General features: G+C 35.2%; 12 protein-coding genes and 1 pseudogene. All 13 read right to left on the minus strand.

Going from position 1 to position 17,673, the window contains the following annotated elements; translation table 11 throughout:
• Positions 1–32 precede the first annotated feature (32 nt).
• The 13 genes and pseudogenes from NSQ08_RS14245 to NSQ08_RS14305 all read right to left on the minus strand — a co-directional run bounded on the left by NSQ08_RS14245 (position 33) and on the right by NSQ08_RS14305 (position 17,673).
• Positions 33–1,178 carry a hypothetical protein gene (locus NSQ08_RS14245; RefSeq protein ID WP_340776084.1) on the minus strand — a complete coding sequence of 382 codons (1,146 nt, stop codon included), beginning with the start codon at positions 1,176–1,178 and terminating at the stop codon, positions 33–35.
• Complete coding sequence (locus NSQ08_RS14250) at positions 1,175–2,512, minus strand: F390 synthetase-related protein (protein WP_340776086.1); 1,338 nt, start codon at positions 2,510–2,512, stop codon at positions 1,175–1,177. The genes NSQ08_RS14245 and NSQ08_RS14250 overlap by 4 nt, the downstream gene beginning before the upstream one ends.
• Complete coding sequence (locus NSQ08_RS14255) at positions 2,505–3,356, minus strand: MBL fold metallo-hydrolase (protein ID WP_219374670.1); 852 nt, start codon at positions 3,354–3,356, stop codon at positions 2,505–2,507. Before NSQ08_RS14255 ends, NSQ08_RS14250 begins: the two co-directional genes overlap by 8 nt.
• The gene (locus NSQ08_RS14260; RefSeq protein WP_002190123.1) at positions 3,353–4,339 is read right to left on the minus strand and encodes an NAD-dependent epimerase/dehydratase family protein; all 987 of its coding nucleotides are present in this window, start codon (positions 4,337–4,339) and stop codon (positions 3,353–3,355) included. The genes NSQ08_RS14255 and NSQ08_RS14260 overlap by 4 nt, the downstream gene beginning before the upstream one ends.
• Positions 4,336–5,499: an ATP-grasp domain-containing protein gene (locus NSQ08_RS14265; RefSeq protein WP_219374668.1), complete on the minus strand. Its 1,164-nt coding sequence runs from the start codon at positions 5,497–5,499 to the stop codon at positions 4,336–4,338. The genes NSQ08_RS14260 and NSQ08_RS14265 overlap by 4 nt, the downstream gene beginning before the upstream one ends.
• On the minus strand, positions 5,489–6,478 hold the full coding sequence (locus NSQ08_RS14270) for a beta-ketoacyl-ACP synthase III (protein WP_002190125.1): 990 nt from the start codon (positions 6,476–6,478) through the stop codon (positions 5,489–5,491). The genes NSQ08_RS14265 and NSQ08_RS14270 overlap by 11 nt, the downstream gene beginning before the upstream one ends.
• A 680-nt stretch (positions 6,479–7,158) precedes the next feature.
• A pseudogene (locus NSQ08_RS14275) lies at positions 7,159–7,802 on the minus strand (hypothetical protein).
• Positions 7,803–7,893: 91 nt separating this feature from the next.
• The gene (locus NSQ08_RS14280; RefSeq protein WP_219374665.1) at positions 7,894–8,307 is read right to left on the minus strand and encodes a DUF6892 domain-containing protein; all 414 of its coding nucleotides are present in this window, start codon (positions 8,305–8,307) and stop codon (positions 7,894–7,896) included.
• A gap of 171 nt (positions 8,308–8,478) precedes the next feature.
• Positions 8,479–9,237: a DUF975 family protein gene (locus NSQ08_RS14285; RefSeq protein WP_219374664.1), complete on the minus strand. Its 759-nt coding sequence runs from the start codon at positions 9,235–9,237 to the stop codon at positions 8,479–8,481.
• A 351-nt stretch (positions 9,238–9,588) separates the two neighbouring features.
• Positions 9,589–10,503 carry a class I SAM-dependent methyltransferase gene (locus NSQ08_RS14290; RefSeq protein ID WP_340780163.1) on the minus strand — a complete coding sequence of 305 codons (915 nt, stop codon included), beginning with the start codon at positions 10,501–10,503 and terminating at the stop codon, positions 9,589–9,591.
• The gene (locus NSQ08_RS14295; protein ID WP_340776105.1) at positions 10,500–11,267 is read right to left on the minus strand and encodes a GH25 family lysozyme; all 768 of its coding nucleotides are present in this window, start codon (positions 11,265–11,267) and stop codon (positions 10,500–10,502) included. Before NSQ08_RS14295 ends, NSQ08_RS14290 begins: the two co-directional genes overlap by 4 nt.
• 37 nt (positions 11,268–11,304) lie before the next feature.
• Positions 11,305–11,592: a hypothetical protein gene (locus NSQ08_RS14300; protein WP_340776108.1), complete on the minus strand. Its 288-nt coding sequence runs from the start codon at positions 11,590–11,592 to the stop codon at positions 11,305–11,307.
• A 9-nt stretch (positions 11,593–11,601) separates the two neighbouring features.
• A complete protein-coding gene (locus tag NSQ08_RS14305) occupies positions 11,602–17,673 on the minus strand; it encodes a phage tail spike protein (RefSeq protein ID WP_340776111.1) in 6,072 nt (2,023 codons plus the stop codon).

The following is a 17,673-nucleotide window of genomic DNA, read 5'->3' on the forward strand; positions in this document are numbered from 1 at the left end:
CAGGTAACAAGCAATCATAAAAGTTTTTTTGTTTAAAAGCGATTTTTTTTTGCCATCGGTTCTATATATGTATTTAATATCCACATTAATACTTTCCATACCTTTTGTTGGCTAGGTGGTAGATGATCGTTATATACATAACTGTATTCAATTTGCTGTGTTGCACCACGATTTCGTTTGAACTCTCCAGCCCCAGCACTACAATGGCAAATTAAATCTTTTTCGATAGAATCCATTGTAATAAGGAGGGAAAGTATACGGTATAAACCTTGTTGCTGGTCAAAGTTTGTATTATAGCCAAGGATCGGCGTTGTCATAACTCCATCCCTAATGAAATAAGCAATGACACCATCAATGGTATTCCCTTTTTTTATGGCCTTTATCTCAAATAAACGATGCTGAAGAGCATTCCATAAATAAGCAGGTGTAAACATTGGGTTATGGGCGGAATATTTTTCGATATATAGTTGGTTGTATAAATGGGAAATTTGTAAAATATCCTCCTTTGTTAATTCTTCATTCGTAATGATTTCATAATTGCTTTTCTCTAATAAGCTTTTATCGTTTAATAAGTCTTTTCGTTTTTTTCGATTCATTTTTTTATACTGTTTCGGATCAAATAAGTATATAGAACGAGACATAATTTTCTTGTAACCTACTGTAGATAGTGCTTCTGTCGTTACAGGATATAATGCGTTATTTAAAGAGCGAAATAAAATTGTATGCTCTGGAAATTTCTCAACAAATAGATTTGTAATTTGTTCGATTTGTCGTTCGTTGATAGAGTGATAAAGGTTTGTTGAAAGCATCCAATTATTTACGACAATTACTTTATTAATATTCGTTCGTCGTAGCCAACTTCCCATAAGATGAAGCGGATAGGTTAATAGCTTCTCTAGCCACGGTTTTTTCAACTCCCATAGCTCTTCTAACGCATAAGATACGTAATGTGTATAAGGAGAACATACATATGAATTTTCGAACTCTGCGTTATTAAGAGTAACTGGCAAGATGAGATCATCGATTTCTAATAGAAAGAGCTCCGTGTTAACATTTTCAATACATGCTGTAACGCCCTTTTGAAAAAGAGGCAGGAAACTATCTCGCACGTATGCCCCATCTTTTTTTGATTCCCAATCAATACTATGCAAGGAATGAACATCATGTAACTGAATCATTTATGTTCACCACGCCTTACAAGACTTTCTATTCTTTTTAATTTTTTATCATATACTTGAATATCGTAATGTGAAAAGAAGAACTGTGGTATCGCACACTTTTTAGTAGACCATAGTGTATGTAACTCTTTCATTACATTTGATTTACATAATTCCAGATTTTCAGGGAGTGCTTTAAGTTTAATTTCAATTTTGTCTACGCTATGCTGTATTACTTTAAATTCTTGAATGTCACTAGATGCAAACAAAATTGCTCTTCTAATGAAATCTGGAAAAATAGATATTTCTTTATTATCTAATTCACTTATTCCAATAAATATATCGTCACATCGACCATCAATTCGTTCTAATGCTAAGAAAGGTGAACCACAGCTGCACGGCGTTTTCTTCTCAATTAATATGTCATTGAGACGATAGCGTATAATCGGCTGTGTTTTCCTCATGAAATCAGTAATAATGGGAACGAATATCCCTTTCTCTTGATCTAAGTATTCTTTTTCAATATGAACGAGATCTTCATTAATGTGTAACGTTCCCTGCTTGCAGGTGGTAGCAAGAAAACCTTCTGTACATTGGTAAACTTGGTGTACTGTCTGCTTGAAAGTTGCACAAATAAACTCTCTATCAATATCTTCAAGCACTTCTGCTACAGAGATAATTTTTTGGGGACAAATCGTAATCAGTCCTTCTTGCTGCCAGTAAGCAATTTTCCGTAACATAGACGGAGGTGCAATTAAAATAGATGGCTGTATTTCATTTAATCGCGTGATATGCTGCTGAAACGAGTCTAGTAAATCAAAAAAATGAAATGAGATTCGCTTATTTTTTGTCGCTTCGTATAAATTGCTATTTGCACGTAAGAAAAAAGCAATCGTGTGTTTATGTAGAATGCTAGAAGGAAGCACCTTTCCAATAATCGAGCCAGCCCACAACGTTTGTTCTTCCTCGGAAACGAGAAAAACTCCACGATTCCCACTAGTACCTGATGATAAACCGATAGTTATATTACGAATGGTTGGTGAGAAATTCCGGGTCTTTTCTGCTTCAAATGCTACGTGAAACGCTTCTTCCTTTGAAATATGGACTGTATTTAATGTATCAAAATGTTCCATCATTACTTCTTTATCAATAATGGGGAGTGCAGACAAATTCCCCTTTTGAATTTCATTTAAAAATGGCGTATATAATTGGCGATAAAAAGGAGACGTCTCTATCGTGAACAAAAGTTGTTTTTCTATTTGTTGTTTATGAAACTTTTCCAATTGTTTGCGATTTGAAAATCTCAAGCCATATTTTGTTTTCAAGTATCGCTTGAGAATTCGTAGTTTATTCATAGTACACCCCTGCTTTAATTTTATCCCATGTATGTTCACAATGAGTTGGTACAATTTCGATCTCAGGTGATGTTTGTGATAAATGGTGTAACTTCTCAATATTCTTTCGGTAAGATTTTGGATCGCTAGTTAAAAGGTTGGCAATCTTACTAGGAAATACAAGGTTTTGATACGTTTTACTTAGCCACACTGCGTCTGCACAAAGAAAGACAATTTTATTACTCTGTAAATGAACGAATAGACCGAATTGTCCCGTTGCATGTCCTGTTAAGTCAACAGCAAATAATGAGCCATCATCAAATACATCATACCCCTCTTCAAACTTTCCATATGTAGAAGGTAAGTTAAGGGATGAAGTTTGATCAATGAATGACATTCTTTCCTCTAAATCCATCGGCAGTGTATCTTTTAGACACCCTTTTAATAGAGCACCAAATTTACTTCTCTTTTTAATATCCTCATAAGCTTTTGCGAAGGTTAATATTTTCGCTTTTGGAAAGTCAGGTAAACCAGCAGTATGATCGCCATGAAAATGAGAAAGAATAATATATTTAATTTCTTCTGGCTGAATACCATCAAGAAGAAGTTGCTGTTTAATAGATTGCTCTTCCGTGAAATGAACAGGCGTAAGTTTTGCATATACAGAGTAAGGAAATTTTTTTGTCGCCTCTTTAAAATGTCCCGCATATCCAGTATCAAATAAAATATATCCTAATACTGGATGCTGGAGTAATCCTACTGTAGCTGGAAAACTGATTTGTTTCCAACTGCCCTTGGAATATGCGATTTTTTCTGGATGTGTGCAATATCCTGTATCATATAGCTTTAAAGATTTGATTTTCATTGTATTTTCCACCAGTCTACAAATTTTGTAATTCCTTCTTCTATACTGATCTTTGGAGCATATCCTAGTTCTTCTTTAGCTTTATCAATATTTAAGGTCTGGCTTTTTGAAAGGACACTAACAGTATATTTTGTGAGAATAGGTTCTTTTCCAAATAAAATAGTTTTTGAGATTCCTTCTAGTATAGCAGCTAGTGAAAAAGCGGTTTTGTAGGAAATTTTTTTATATTTTACTTCCTTATCAAGACGCTTCATTACATTTTCTATGACCTCATATAAATTTACACGTTCGTCATTTGTTATATTGTACTTTTGCCCTAATGTATGTTTTGGGGAATGCATACAAAGAAGTAAAGCATCTACAACATTCTCAACATACGTAATATCAACAAGAACATTTTCAGTACCAATTCTCGGTAAAGCACCCTTTTCACATACTTTAATAAGACGCGGAAGAATCGCGTTATCTCCTGGTCCGAATAAAGCGCGCGGGCGTATTGTAATAACTGGTAAACCATGCATGAAAGCTTGATCAATAGCTTGTTCAGCCATGTGCTTCGTTGTTGCATAATGATTTACAAATGTATCAGGAAGTTTCGCGTTTTCTACTACATTTTGTCGCTCATCATAATAGAAATAAATACTTGGTGTTGATACGTGGATCAAGCGTTTTATACCGTACTTTTGACATCCCTCGATAATATGTTTCGTTCCTAACACATTCGCATTATAAAAATCTTCATATTTGCCCCAAGGGGAAGAAAGTGCGCCGCTATGAAAGATATAATCTTTATCTTTACAAACTTGTAGCACACGATCCCTGTCTTCAAGAGGACAATGAACAAACTCGATTCCATTTTGTTCTAATACCTTACCGATTGTTTTATTTCTTCCCGTTGCCGTTACTTCATAGCCCATATTTTTCAGTCGAAAGGCGAGTTTTTGTCCTAGAAAGCCCGTTCCACCAGTTACTAGCATTTTCATAAATCTTCACCATCCCACGATATGTCATATGTTGTTTGCTCTAAAATAGTCCGTTCATGTTTATAACTTTCACGCCATAATTTATACATGCTAAAAAACTGATAAAAAAATGGTTTCCAATCATTGTGACGATAAACGATATCTGGATAAGAGCATAGAACTTTTAACCATCGCTTACGCTTTTGTTTACTTTTTAAATAAGGAAATCCATATAGAAGCATCGCTAACCGAATTGCGCACTCAGAGTTTGGTCTTGGAATGAGTGTATTGTTTACTGTTTCATGAAAGAAAGCCGGCAATATTTCCTCATCGAATAAATGTAATCCACTTGTAGTACGTGGATTACATTCAATCGGAATCGCATCCCCATCCTCTGTAACGATAAAATCAAAAGCAATTTGTCCTGAGAAATTTAGCTCTTTTACAATATGTCTCACAAACTGATCAATTTTAGGATGATTCGTGTGCTGAAACGCAATGGTAGCACCTAAGCCTGCCGTGAATTCCGTTTTATACGTAGAGTGAGCTAACACTTTCCCAGATTGTGCAATACTGTAGGAACAGTGCTGCGTCCCTCGTATAAACTCTTGCATAATATAATTCGACTTATCTATCATGCTTTCTTTTAGAGCATCCTCTTTTGTAATAAATTCCACTTTATCAGAAAAACGGGAGAAAATCGGCTTTCGTACAAAAGGAGTATGAGCTGGCGTTTTGTGCATCATTGAACTTATCGCTTCTTCATTATTTATTCTATATGTTGCAGGTACTTGCCACCCTAAATTCGCTACGAATTGAATAAATTCCCACTTATTATGCAGTAATGAAAGTTTTTGAAAATCATCTACTAATACATGGCAAAATGCGCTTAATTCTTCTCTATATTTAGATATATAAAACACTTCTTCACAAGTAGGAATAAGCAAATCCACATTGTGTCGTTGAATAATGGATAGTAGCGCACGGATACTTTCATTTGTTTTCCATTTTGGAGAAGGAATTTCATAAAAGTAATCCGTACTCTTTGAAACTTTACTTAATGGATAAGGAATACTATCTGCAATAATAACGGTATGTCCAGCGTTATGAAACAGTCTGCATACATGCAGAGTTGCTGGTGCACGTGCCCCTGTAATTAATACTGTTTTCTTAGTATTCAAGAAGGATGCCCCCGATTGAAAGTCCTGCAGAAGTACCTAATAATAGTATTTTATTTCCACGTTGCACTTTCTTTTGCTTAATCGCTTCGAAAAGAGCGACTGGAATAGATGCGGAAATCATATTACCGTAGTCTTCAAAAATGGTCATAAAGCGGTCTTCATCAACACCTAATTTTTTACGAATGAGTCTCATAGCTGGTCCACTTGCTTGGTGAGGAACAATTAAATCAATATCGGCTAGAGTATAACCAGTGTCCATAAGTAGCTTGTCGATAAACTTCAACAAATACTTAGAAGATAGTTTAAAAATGGCTCTTCCATTCATATCGAACAAGAAGTCTTCTTTTCGTTCCTCACTATACTCGCGAGGATGAATCATCGTTCCACCGCCACGAATTTCTGATAAATGCGCACCAGAGCTATATGTTTCCATATGGGAAGCAATAATAGAAGATGTATGATCGCCTTTTGTTATTACTACAGCTGCCGCACCGTCACCGAATAAAATACTGCTTTCATTTTGTCCCCAATTTAATCCAACAGAAGAAATTTCAGAAGAAATAATAACAACATTTTTGTATCTCCCGCATTCCATTGCGTAAGAAATTGTATCAAGTGCTGTTATGAAACTTAGACATGTTGAATTGATATCAAAACATGGAATACCAGAATGCTGTAGCCCGAGCTGTTCTTGAATAAGTGACGCTGTAGAAGGTATTGCCTGTTGAATCGTTCCGCTTCCGCAAATAATACAATCGATATCATCCCAAGTTAACTTAGCATCTTCTACAGCTTTTTTTGCAGCTTCTGCCCCCATATAAGAAGACGTTTCCCCATCAACAAAATATCTTGTTTTTACCCCAGCTTTTTTTAATGTCCAGCCTTCTGGCACATGTAGCATGCGATCTATTTCAAAAGATTCTACCTTTCTTTTCGGAAGATATGTGCCAATTCCTTTTATACTAATATATCTTTTCATTCTCTATCGCCTCTTAATCTTTTTATAAATTTAAAAATCCTTTACATCTAAACATTGTTGTGGATACATACAGAAAGTCTTTTTATAAAATCCTGCTATCCCCTTATGTACTTCTAATCCTATTTCTCTTCAAAAAAGAGCAAGCTCTCTACTTGAGAACTTGCTCTTTTTGCATGAGAATTCTTCAAATACACAATCTAGAAAAAAACTTTTATATCAATTTAATTATATTATAACAATTATCCGAAAATATTTAATAGTATTTTTTGTAAATAAAAGTGAAAATGTGGTATAAACTTACGTGAGATGGTAGTTTATTGAGCAGCAAATATACACATATGGGGTGTACATACATGTAATTTTAACATCTTCTATTTTCCATTTTGATTTCACAAAAGTTACTGTATTTTAAAACCTAAAGTATGTATCTCCATATCTTTTATACCTATTTACTATTCTATTGAGATTGAAATATGATAAATCAAACTGAGGTAGTAAATTCAAATAAAAAATCTACTACTTTTGCAGAAGAAATCTTCATTAACTTCAGATGTAATCATATTTGAATAGTAAAAGAACGCTATTTTTTTAATAAGAATCGAGTTTTTTTTACGCTTGATTGCAATTAATATTTTTCAGTTAATAGATGTGTAGCCATATACCTATCAGTAATCTTTGTATTAACAATTATGCGTAACTTCTAGCTCATTATTAGCATAAATTGTTCCGTAAGTAGCACAAAGTAACATTCCACCACAAACCTCACTACTCACTTGAAAGTTTATGTTATCTTCAAATGTATCTATACTATTAGGTCTAATTGTATCTACAAGTTTTTTGAAATCAAGAACCGGTAAATATTTCGTTATGATTTCATAGCTTAATAAATTATCTTCATTATTATATGCATTATATTTCTGAATTTCTCTATAAATCGGACTTGGACTATACGGATCATATTGCAATTGTCCATTTTCATCTTCGAATTTTTTTATTTCTTCTTTTACTATATAATCTGATAATCTTCACTACTTTCATCTTCATCACCAAATTCCCAAAATGGATATTCTATATCACATAAATGCGTTATAATCCACATTAGAAATTGCTCATTTATAAATCCAACATTGGTTTCTAACTCTTTGAATCTATTACCATAATATTTTTTAGCTTTTTCTACCTTTTCTTCTTGAGTCATATTATCCGTCGCCCCTGTTATATCACATCCATCTAAATCTATAAAAATGCTATTGAATTTACCTAAAATGCCCAAATCAACAGTTTTACTCCAGTAGCCTTCACCATCTTTATCGATTATTATCATAATATCCTCCATTCTGCTTTGTTCGTTGCATAAGAAAAAGTGACTCTTTCTTAATAAGAATCACTTCCATTATTATATAACTTTTCCCTCATTAATCCTCAATTTCAATTCCAGCTTGTTTAAATGGTTCTAATACTTTTGGGTAACACATTGAAATATATTCCACTATTTTTAGATTTTTTAAATTTTGAAATCCTTCAACAGATATTACATCAAATAAACTGTCTTCACCATCCCAATCTGGCTTTAAGATATGATAAATTTCATTTCCTCCATCAAAGCAAAGGGATTCAATCTTTTCCAAATCACTTGTTTCCAAAATTAACTCTTCTAAAAAATCTCTAATTTCAACAATTGGCCCAGCTCCTGAATACCATTCGAAATTATTCGTATACTTTTCTATTAAGTCTTTTAATTCTTTTGAAAATAATGGCTCTTTATCTAATAAAGCATCAATTACTACTAATTTAAAATTAAAATCCTGAAATATCTCACTCTTCCCCATTTTAAATCCCTCCAATGTTATAATATCCTTACCCAAATTATTATAAGTAAAACATATCCAATTGCAGCTACTTTATTTCTTTCAATATCATATTAAAAAGGGATATGCTTAATTGCATGACCACAATCGAGAAAATATACATTAAAAATATTTTCTTACTAATTATATTCTTTATATACTTACCTTCGCTTCTCTAGCATCCTGTTTCTTAATTAAGTCTAAGTAAAAATGCGAGACAGTTGTGTTGTAATAAGGGGAAATGAATATGAATGACAGATTAAATGTAAACATACCTATAAATGCTGTTAATAAAAACCAACCAATAAAAGATAGCCAAAGAACAAATAACTTGAACTTATGCCCTTTCATTATTCTTTTACTCTCCCTTAGTGCTTCACTTGCTGTATAATCCGGATTCTCTATTAAAATATAATATGCCATTGAATAAGAAAAATATTTAATAATACCTGGAACAATTAATAACAGGCTCCATAAAAATAGAAAAATAGCCTGCAACACTCCTAATTTCATTGATTTAAACAAATTGTTCTTCCTAAACCCCACAAATACATCGTCCACCTTAGCATCTTCATTTTTACCTAAGCGTAAGGTGAAAACAGAATACCCATAATTAAAGATACCTTGTATGACACTGTAAATTAAGAAACAAATCAGTCCTATAAAAAAACAACTTAGAATAAGTAAAACTAGTGCTGTTGGATCTACTTGTGGTTGCCCACCAATTGAATAAATAAAGAAAACATCCAAACCAATTACCCCAATAAACAGGCCAAGTATTAAATATATAAAACTAGCAATCGCTGATGCACTTAAAGTTGGTACAAAATAGTATAACGCCGATACCCCTATACTTACTCCCCATTTCCCATCTAACGAATTAAGTGCTGCTTTCTTTAAATTTCTTATCAAACTTGCACCCTCCTTTTTTCCATATTTTAGTCAATAAAAATTTTACAAATAAAAGAACTTGTAACAAGCCCCACTACAAGTTCTTTTAGCTTATCAAAACAAAATATACTTTCTACATAATCGGGGGTAATTTCTAAAATATGGTTTATTAAAATCATTATATAACATAATCGCGAATTTTCGTTGAACATTCTGTTTTTTCGACAAATACACCCCACATTCTCCCTTATGTTCATCTAGATGTAGTAACTCATGTAACAATATATCTATCATTATCTTTCTCAATAAATCCCATCCTCTTGTTTTCCACAAAAAAAGACACAGAGATCCCTCCCCATGCCTACTAATCCTCTACTTCTTCACCGCATGTACATAATGCACCGTCTCAAAAGCTTCTAAATAATCGTTTCGTCCTTCAAAATATAATGTATGAATATCCTCTGGTGATAAGTGCTCATAAATGAGTAAGTCCGATTTCTCTAGCAGTGCTTCCATTTCTCCGTAAGAAAAACATGATTTCATCGGTTCTCCGCCTATCTCAGCCATCTTTATCATATTTTCAACTCGATTGGATAATCCTTTTTCCGTAAATAAGTTTTCATCAGGATAATCGAAAACGATAGAACTTCCTGCTGGAACTATCTCGAATAAATATTCTATTAAACTGGAAAGTTCCTCTTTCGTTAAATAATACGTAACACCTAAAAGGCTAAAGAAAGTCTTTTTATTTTCAAATCCTTCATTTACTAATGTTTGCTTCGAGAAACCTTTAGTAAAATCCATTGAAATAAAATGAAGATTGCTTGGGATTTCAAGCTCTGCTTCTTTCACTCTTTGTATTTTAAACTCTTGCGTAGAAGGATGATCCACTTCAAATATTTCTATTTTATTCTCTAACTCTCTATGTCTAAAACTAAATGTGTCTAAGCCCGCACCGAGTATAACGTATTGTTTTGCTCCTAATGTAATCTCATGTAGTAATACTCTTTCACAATATGCCGCGCGTGCTAAAGGTGTTGGTGATAATTGAACTTGCGTAATCCACTTTAATATTTCTTTCGGATTATCTTGAAACTGCTGTGCAATGTCTTTATTGAAAAAATGTATTCCTTGAACCATGTTCGTTTCAATATCATTACGTTCTTTTTGTGAAATGAAATCCTTAGCTATATAATCATCAAAGATTTTCGGACTATCAAATTCACTAGTAAACGTATTATTAACCCAAAAAGAAAAAACCCTAGTAATTAGGGTCTTTTCTTTTATACCATCATATACCACCAATCACGATCATCAAACCATTTTTTCATTTGCGATAATTGATTAGGTCCAGTTGGATCAGTAATTACATAAAGTAACTTGTCTTCTTGTAAAATTATTTTAGCAGTCATATTAAGAGACTGAAACGCGCCTATTACATCATTAAGATGTTGAGCATCAAAAGCACCTGACTGAATCATTTGTTTACTGTTAGTGAAGAATTCTAAAGGTTTACTTCCATTCAGTCGGTTAATATCACATTTCCCAATTCCTGGAATACTTCCTGTTTCAGTGTACTGCCATAAATCACAAGGATACGCAGGTTTATTTTCTCCATAACGTGGGATCCAAACGAAATCACAATTAATGTTTTTCGCGCCAAACTCTTCATATTTATGATGTCCAACATATAAACCAACAATTTCAGCACCTAAACGGCGTAATTCATCTATAAAGGATTGTACTCCCGCTTGCATATCGTTCATAGTTGTTACCTCTACATCAGCAACCCAAAACTTAGCTGCCTTATCACCGCGCGCCCAAAAGTCTTGCGCTTCTTTCTTTGCATCGTTAATAGATACAAAACGACAGAAAGCGTAATTTCCAAAAGGAATATTTCTTTCTTTCATTTGTTCCGCGTAACCTTTGTATAAAGGATCAACATAATTAGAACCATCCTGAACCCTAGCAATAGCTAGGTCCAGTTGTCCTGCTGCAATATCCCAATTGATATCGCCGTTCCATTTAGAAATATCTACGATGTAACCCATAAAAAACCACTCTCCAATTTTGTTAAATAAATTTAGATTAATGTGTTTCAATTCGCTGTTCTTCAGAAATTTTTATCTTTAGAATGTTTTTAATTTCGCCAACATCCCGCAATGATTCAGCTTGTTGTTTCATTATATCATGATTGTCACGAATTGTAGTTTGATAACTTTGTTCTCGTTGTGCACCTTTTTCAATTTCTTTCTCTAACTTTTCTTCTCTATGTTCGTTGCGCTTTAACACGTAACGGAAAAGCCAGGCAAACCCGCCGATACATAAACCGACAACGCCACCGCTTGCAAGTTGTTCCATAATGAAATTTTCCATTTTAGCTTATCATTCCTTCCCTATCAATTCTAACACTTGTGATAATTGTTTTTCTATATTATAAATTCTATCGTTTTGATTTTTGATAGTGTCATTTTGAGTCTCTATAACTCTTTCAGCCTCTACTAAACGACGGTTAATGTTTTGAGTTGCGTCAATGTGAATAGTCGCTATTGCGTACATGTCCATTGCGTCACCTTTAGGGACCTGGAAAACAGGATCTGTATTCTCAACGATAAATCCATAACTAATATCAATATCGTTGTAAGTCGGTAATGGATCGTCTTCTTTTCTGTTCTCTCTCATTTCATAAAGGCGTTCTATCTCTGATTTCATGTAGTAACTCTTTAACTCAAGATCCATGATTTTCTCTAATGAATCAAATTCAACGTCCTTTATTGCTTGTTTTAATTGTCGTTTCGACACTTGAGAGATACGACCATAATGTTTTACATCCCTAACTTCTAGATCTCTGAACGCTGTACCATCCCAGTTTTTAATTTGCATATTCCCAGTGTAACCAGTTACGTTTGAAGATCTCAATGTGATATCTGTACCAAAATTAATATCAGCATCATTCACGTTAGAAAGGTTAAATTTTATACCAGGTTTTCCAGAATCCTTTTTCGCAAACTCAATACGTCCGTTTCCAGCTTGGTAATATTGTGTTTGGTTTGAGTTCATCCATACGTTATTATGGGCCATAACATCAAAGTTATTTGTAGCAATAACGTTAACGTTTTTAGCACCGTCAGTGAAGTTTGTAGTTAACTGAAGAATACCGTTAGTTTCAAACATCATTTGCGTGTTACTTCTGAAATTCATCTGGCCCCAACAGTGGTGTAACAAATTCCCTCCGTCACGTTGAAACTCAATAGATGCATTCATGAGCAGATCGCCGTTTTCCGTGCGGTGAACCATTCCAATTCGGCCATATGCTGTATTGAAGTTATTACCTCCTGGTGTTGTTTGGTGGAATACCATAGCCCCCAGCAAATCACCTACAGAGCCTTTACCTAATACAATTGTTGGTTGTACATCGTTACCAGAATCATAGAAACCATAGTACATACGGTTAACGCCTTTATCATACATGTTGATATGCTGTTCATTTAACTCAACCCATCTTTGTTTTCCAGACGGTGCAGTCTTGATTCTCACACCCTCTAGTACAGAACCTTTTATGTGTTGTGCCGTAACGAAACCGATCAAATTAATTCGTCTTGCCTCAATAGATATTGTTTCTTTAGATATGTTAATTTTAGAGATAATGTCATTTTCTTTAACCGATAGATTGATATTTCTCTCATTCACTTGAATTTTAGCTTCTAACGTCTTTACGTGCGCTTCCTTAGCAAATGTTCCATCGGCCTGTTGTTTCGTGTACACACTGTCCGAATCCGCTTTTAAAAGAATTCCTTCACCGTTCGCCTTGATCTCTCTGTTGATATTGGTAACAACTCTATTAAATTCCTCTGTTGCAATACGTTGTGCAATATCTTCTCTTAAAGCGTCCACATCGGCAATATCAGCAGGATTTACCTGGAATTCACTCGCTACAGTTCCTCTTTGCAACATAGGCATACCGACACGCAAACGACCGTTTCTTACAGCATAGTATCTCCAAGTTATCGTTACGGCATTAGCGACGGTTTTAACTTTAAATGACGCTCTTTGCCATGTTGTCAGTGGTTTTAATGACACATTATCTGTTCTTATTCTCGTTCCAGCAGAGTTAAACTGTTCAACCTCCATAACGGCCCCTTTATCTATGGAAGCAGGGTTGTCACTTATGAACCAGCATGACGCAACAAAATCTTCATCAGCTTGACATGGGTATCTATTTGATATAGCGCCTTGCCAATCATCAGCAGTACGGCCCGTCTTGTCACTCCAGAACGTGTTGAAACTTCTGTACTTACTATCTGTTATTGTTGTCCCTTGTGTTAAACCGAAATACGGCACTTTTAAGCCAGTCTTCAGATCGGCATTTCTTAGAATGTTAGTCATACCAACACCAGCAACATAATCTTCTACCTGTTTGGTACTCATTTTTGCAGACATTTCATCAGACAACTGTTTCATTTGTGTTTGCGATTGTGTTATCTGTTTCCCGTGTTCGGTAGTAACTTCAGTAACTTTTTTAACGTCTGTTTTGATGCCTTCAGCGTCTTTTGTGATCTCTGTTACTTTCTGATTGAACACTTTAACGTCAACGCTATCTTCTGGAGAAGGTGCATAGCCTAAAGGCATTCTTCCTTTCACCAATGAAATATTCTTGACATATTTATCTGTCCCGTCAGCGTCACGATCTCCATATAAGTAAAAGGCACTTCCTTTATTCGCTTCATATTTATCATGTAATTTGAATGTAGCGTGTACTCTATGCCACTTTTGGGCCACTGTAGACTTAACTTCTGTTTGTCCAGAGTGGAAATTTTGCGTTGCGTTACCTTCAATGAAATGATGCAATCCAGTTGCGACGTTATCACCAACACGACTAGTCCATAAATCAAATGAAACAGTAAAGTAATCGCCAGGTTGAAGATCGGAAACGAATTGTTTTTGCATTCCCATGTTTTGTGAAAAACCTAACCAGCGTTTCGCACCAACTTGACCAACGTTTCTATTAATTAATGCTAATACAGGGAACCCGAAACGTTTTTCGTTGATATGTGCATGGTAACCCTTTGTAGGATCGGGAACTCCAGCGTTATAACCTGTACTCCACCAATCAGCACGTAAATTACCATTCAGGTTTTTATCCCATGCAAGGCCGTTATCCGTGTAAAAATCAGTGTAACCACCGTTACGGATATAGTTACGATCTCCCATGTCATTTGTTTTAACTTCTACTGACTCAATACGTTCTTTAACGCCTTTATAACTCTGTTCTAATTCATAAGTGGATCGTGAGTAATCAGTCGGTACAGAACCTTTTTCAAGTTTAGCTTTAGCCATTCGGAATTTCTTACCTTTGCTGATTTCGTTACGCTCGAATCTTAAACGCAATCCCCAACCTGTAGACCGTTCGTCTATTCTGAATGTCCACGATTCCCTTCGCCAGTTACCAGCAGGGATATTTTTATAAACTTGTTCGTTCCATGCGTTGTTTATATTTTGGAATAACATGATATCTACACGAACGTCATTTTGAATATCTAAAGAGATAGTCATGTCTTTCCCTTTTTCATAGTCACCCATCTTTTGTTGGTCTAAATGGAATTGATAGAAAGAGTCGGTGTGATCCGTACATTCCAGAATGACATAACCGTCATAAAACGATTGTCCAGCTTTATTAACGATAGCACCGTTACCCATACCGATTGTTTTCGGCTTTTCGTCTTTGCCTGTATGCTCAAACCAGTTTTCGACTCCGACTGTTCGAGCCTCTACCTTTTCTAGTTTAGTAGAAAGTTTTCCGGCTTCTTCTTTGATCTCTGTTGTCTCTTTCTTTAGTTCACCGATCCCGACACCTAAACTATCAGTATCTTTCTCAACTTTCTGGATCAACTTTTTATTTCCGTCAACTGTACTTTCTAATGAATTGATCTTTTGTGATTGACCACTAATGCTTTTGTTAACCTCTACAATAGAATTAGAAATGCCAGTGATCGACTGTTGTTGTTTAACTGTAGTCTCTTTCAATTCAGTGTCAGTTTTCTTTAATGTGCTGATCTCATTTGTGAAACCATTTAACGTCTGTTGCTGTTTAACTAACGTTTGATTAAGTTCTGTATCAGTCTTTTTCAAATTGCTGATCTCATTAGAAAAGCCCGTTAAAGACTGTTGTTGTTTAACTAATGTTTCGCTTAGTTCTTTGTCAGTCTTTTTAAGGTTGTTAACCTCTGTTGTAAAACCTGTTAAAGATTGTTGCTGTTTAACTAATGTTTCGTTGATCTCTGTATCTTTTTTCTTTAACGTGCTGATCTCATTTGTGAAACCGTTAATTGATTGTTGATGTTTAACACTTGTTTCTTTCAATTCAGCTTCAGTCTTTTTCATTTCTGTAATATCTGTTGTGAAACCATCTAGCGTCTGTTGTTGTTTGACGTTCGTTTCTTTCAATTCATCAGCAGTCTTTTTAAGGTTGCTGATCTCGCTTGTGAAACCTGTTAAAGATTGTTGTTGTTTGACTAACGTTTCATTGATCTCTGTATCAGTCTTTTTTAAGTTTCCGATCTCTGTTGTGAAACCATCAATTGTTTGTTGTTGTTTCACTACTGTTTTATTAGTTTCTTCAGCATCTTTCTTGATCTGGCTAATAGATTGATTGAAACCGTCTAACGATTTTCCGATCTCGACAATTGTTTGATCCACTTTTTGTCCATCAATCTTTAATTGTTTTAGAGTTTCTTGTGTGCCACGGTCTGTTTCTTTGATCTCTTTCGTGATCTTATCTAAAGAATCATAACCACCTTTTAAAGTTGTTACCTCTTTATCTAAGTCGTTCGCTTTAGTTTCTAGCGTTGTTGTTTTCTTTTCTAATGCATCAGCCTTTGATTCTAACGTACCATTCTTACTTTCAAGATCGGTTGCTCTCTTCTCTAATGCATCAGCCTTTCTATCGGCTTCGTTCGCCTTACGCTCGACCTCCGACACCTTAGAATCTAATTCTTTTGTTGATGCCTCCACATCTTTTGCAACTTCATCTCGAATTTGCTTTTCTAGCCCAGAAAAATCTTCTGTCACGGGCTCCCATTTACCATTACGCCAGATTTTTAGAATGCCAGGTTTACCGTTTGAAGTGTCCAACCATAATGACTTTCCATCCTTTAAACCTTCAGTTGGTGCAGTTGGGCCGTCGTGGATCGTTACTGAATTGTTAATAATCATTTCTTGTAACTTTTCCGTAACCTCCAGGACACGCTCGTTTTCTTTTACAACCTCATTCATTTTCTCATCTTGTTCTTTAACTAGCTTTTCTAGTTGATCCAGCATAGGTTTACCAGCTTTGTTTTCAAGCAATCCTTGTACACGGTTGTATAAACGCCTCATTTCAGCGTCATAATCAACGACCTCATGATACTCACCAAATGCATAACGGTTTGTATCTGGATTACTATTAGACTCTTTACCGCCTATTGCACGGGCTTCTAAATACAATGCAGGTGTAAACGCCGTGTCTTTAATTCCGATTGTATCACCTTTCATGATCAATTCATGACGTAGGCCGAACACTTCAGCGATGTCAAGCGCGTCAACTTCATAACCTACAGAAGAATTTTTTCTTTTCTCCATTTCGGTTTTCATAAGAGTTAAAAGGCGTTTCGCGTCAATTTGTTCTTCTGTTTCTGGTTGATAGAAGCCATATTTATGTTGTCCGTTTTCACTCCAGCGCTGAAAGGCTTCATTATCCACAATGTAAGGCGATCCAGCGTTGATCCCTTCAATGGTAATCATTTCATTATCTTCACCCCTGGTAAAGCCAACAAGGGCCGTACAAACGTTTTTAGTGTGTTCTATACGTGTGATATTGATTAAGTCTTTTCCGAGTTCGATTTCTTTTCGTGTAACTCGCCCAACCTTTTCAACTAGATCAACAAACCAGCCTATAACTTGATTCCCGTCAATTTCTACGCGGTATTGTAATTCTAAGTTAAATAGAGTTGCAACTTTCTTTAATAGAGTTAGAGGATCGGTGAATTCGTCCAGCGTCATTGTTCTGAATGATGCATACTCAATGTTCCCTGGTTGCCACTTAGTGCCAGCAGTTGCAAGGCTAACATATTGGTGTGCTGTAAGGGCTTCTAATCGTTGCGGGCGAATGTAGCCAGCCTTTCTAAGTCCTGTCCATGCACCGACCGCCCTAACTGTAATAGAACGATCTTTTGCCGTTTTCTCACATTCATCTTCAATAGTGTATGGAATAACGTTCCCTTCACGATCCTGGCGCAATACTAAGTTTTGTTGTTGCAACGTCACTGATTGGCGCGTACCGTCAAAGACTTTGAATTCTAGAATGTCAACATTGTTTTTTAATTCCCACTCTCGCATATCATCCCAATAGTCTTGATCCTGGAATGTAGCCACGATGGATTGTGTTTTAAAGTCTATTATGTGAAGTTCTGTATTTTGCAT

Source organism: Bacillus sp. FSL E2-8887 (genome assembly GCF_038007205.1).
Classification (GTDB): Bacteria; Bacillota; Bacilli; order Bacillales; family Bacillaceae_G; genus Bacillus_A; species Bacillus_A mycoides.